1 rRNA gene is annotated in these 2,948 nt (G+C 52.5%); it reads right to left on the bottom strand.

Annotated features, from left to right (window positions below):
* Positions 1-2,923: ribosomal RNA gene (locus X924_RS07825) — 23S ribosomal RNA — on the bottom strand.
* Positions 2,924-2,948 lie beyond the last annotated feature (25 nt).

Raw genomic sequence — 2,948 nt, 5'->3', positions numbered from 1 at the left:
GTCCAAAGCCTCGGGCTATTAGTACCGCTCGGCTCAATGCTTCTCAGCACTTACACCTGCAGCCTATCTACGTCCTGTTCTCGAACTGCCCTTACCTCTTTTCAGAGTGGGAAGCTTATTCTTAGGGCCCGCTTCCCGCTTAGATGCTTTCAGCGGTTATCGGTTATATGTGTTGGCTACTCAGCTACTGCTACTTGCATAACAGCTGATTCACCAGGGACATACTCACTCCGGTCCTCTCGTACTAGGAGCAACCCCCTTCATGCTTCCTCCGCCCGCAGCAGATAGGGACCGAACTGTCTTACGACGTTCTGAACCCAGCTCACGTACCGCTTTAATGGGCGAACAGCCCAACCCTTGGGACCGACTTCAGCCCCAGGTTGCGATGAGCCGACATCGAGGTGCCAATCCACGCCGTCGATGTGAACTCTCGGGCGTGATTAGCCTGTTATCCCCGGGGTAACTTTTATCCGTTGATCGACGGCCCTTCCTCTCAGAACCGCCGGGTCACTAAGTCCAGGTTTCCCTCCTGTTCGACCTGTCAGTCTCTCAGTCAGGCAGGCTTTTGCCTTTGCACTCTTCAGTGGATTCCCAACCCACTTGAGCCTACCTTCGAACACCTCCGTTACTCTTTAGGAGGCAACCGCCCCAGTTAAACTGCCCGCCTAACACTGTCCGTATCAGGCTCTTCACCTTCCTACGTTAGTAACCCATCAATGTAAGGGCGGTATCCCACCGTCGGCTCCGCATGGCCTGGCGACCATGCTTCTCAGCCTCCCGCCTATCCTGTACATACATCGATAAGTTACAATGTCAGGTTACAGTAAAACTCCACGGGGTCTTTCCGTCTAACTGCGGGTCCTCGGCATCTTCACCGAGACTGTAATTTCACCGGATCCTTCGTTAAGACAGTTCCCTAGTCGTTACGCCATTCATGCGCGTCGGAACTTACCCGACAAGGAATTTCGCTACCTTAGGACCGTTATAGTTACGGCCGCCGTTTACCGGGGCTTCAGTTCGAGGCTTTCACCTCTCCCCTTAACCTTCCGGCACTGGGCAGGCGTCAGTCCCTATACTTCCACTTGCGTGTTCGCAGAGACCTGTGTTTTTGGTAAACAGTCGCCAGGGACTTGTCACTGCGGCTCTGGCATAAGAGTTGCCTCTTACCCAGTCCACCCCTTCTCCCGAAGTTACGGGGCCTTTTTGCCTAGTTCCTTAACGAAGGTTATTCCGCTCCCCTTTGCCTTCTAAGCTCGTCTACCTGTGTCGGTTTACAGAACGGTTGATATATAACTCAACGATACACGAGGCTTTTCTCGTCAGTTTGACTATCTCTCGTTGGGCTTGCGCCCTCCCCATCACGGCTCCTCCTCTGCTGGCGGTTTTCCCTACCAGCTTCTTCAGCATTACCGCTTGGAAGTCTCGCAACCTTGACTCGAAAGCTTCGCCTCCTGCGTCACCCCTTGTATCTCGTTATATACCAGCACGGGATTCTTTACCCGTTTACCATCGGCTACCCCTTTCGGGTTCACCTTAGGCTCCGGCTTACCCTGGGCGGACGACCCTTCCCCAGGTACCCTTAGACTTTCGGGGTGGGAGATTCTCACTCCCATTTCGTTACTCATGCCTGCATTCTCTCTTGTGCTTCGTCCAGCTACCCTTTCGAGTAACCTTCTCCCTTTAGCACATCGCTCCCCTACCTATAACCTTTCGGTTATACCGTAGCTTCGGTGCGCGGCTTTAGCTCCTTTACATTTTCGGCGCAGTCCTCTTCTACCGGTGAGCTGTTACGCACTCTTTTAAGGATGGCTGCTTCTAAGCCAACCTCCCGGCTGTCTCAAGAGGTCCACTTCCTTTCACACTTAGCCGCTTCTTCGGAACCTTAGCTGTCAGTCTGGGCTGTTTCCCTCTCGACCATGAAGCTTATACCCCACAGTCTTTCTCCCTGTCATTAAGTTAAGGCATTCGTAGTTTGATTGGTTTCAGAGGTTTACCCCCCTACACCATTCAGCGCTCTACCTCCTTAACTCTTATCCAGAGGCCGTGCCTACACACGTTTCGGGGAGAACCAGCTATCCCCAGGTTCGTTTAGCTTTTCACTCCTAACCACATGTCATCCGAGAATTTTTCACTATTCACCGGTTCGGACCTCCACTTGGTTTTACCCAAGCTTCATCCTGCACATGGTTAGCTCACCTGGCTTCGGGTCTATGGCTATTGACTTTCGCACTCTTCATACTCGGTTTCCCTTCGGCTTCGCCTCTCCCGGCTTAACCTCGCCAATAACCATAACTCGCAGGCTCATTAATCAAAAGGAACGCGGTCACTTTCGCTCCCGCTTCCTGTAGGCATACGGTTTCAGGTTCTCTTTCACTCCCCTTCCGGGGTCCTTTTCACCTTTCCCTCACGGTACTTGTCCTCTATCGCTCAACTTGAGTATTTAGCCTTGGATGGAGGTCCACCCAGCTTCACGCAGGATTCCTCGTGTCCTACGCTACTCGGGATAACAGCAGCTATTACATATAACCTTTCGTTTACGGGACTTTCACCCTCTACGGTACGCCTTCCCAGACGTTTCAACTTCAATTATATGTATAGCCCCCTATCGGACAGTCGGGTAGCTGTTTCCCTCAACCCGAGTGTGACAACGCCTGTCCGCTTATACATCACACTCGTTTGGGCTCTTCCCTTTTCGCTCGCCGCTACTAAGAGAATCTCGTTTGATTTCTTTTCCTCTGGGTACTAAGATGTTTCCCTTCCCCAGGTTCGCCTCCTTTTCAGGATGCCTCTCGGCAGGTTCCCCTATTCGGATATCTGCGGATCTACGCTCGTTTGCAGCTCCCCGCAGCTTTTCGCAGCTGACCACGTCCTTCTTCGCCTCACGTTGGCTTGGCATCCACCGTATGCCCTTACTTCCTTTGGACTTACCCTATGCACTTGTCAATGAG

It is taken from the genome of Petrotoga sp. 9PWA.NaAc.5.4 (assembly GCF_002895485.1).
GTDB lineage: Bacteria > Thermotogota > Thermotogae > Petrotogales > Petrotogaceae > AZRK01.
The sequence above is the reverse complement of the archived record's forward strand: the minus strand, read 5'-3'. Positions and strand labels throughout refer to the sequence as shown.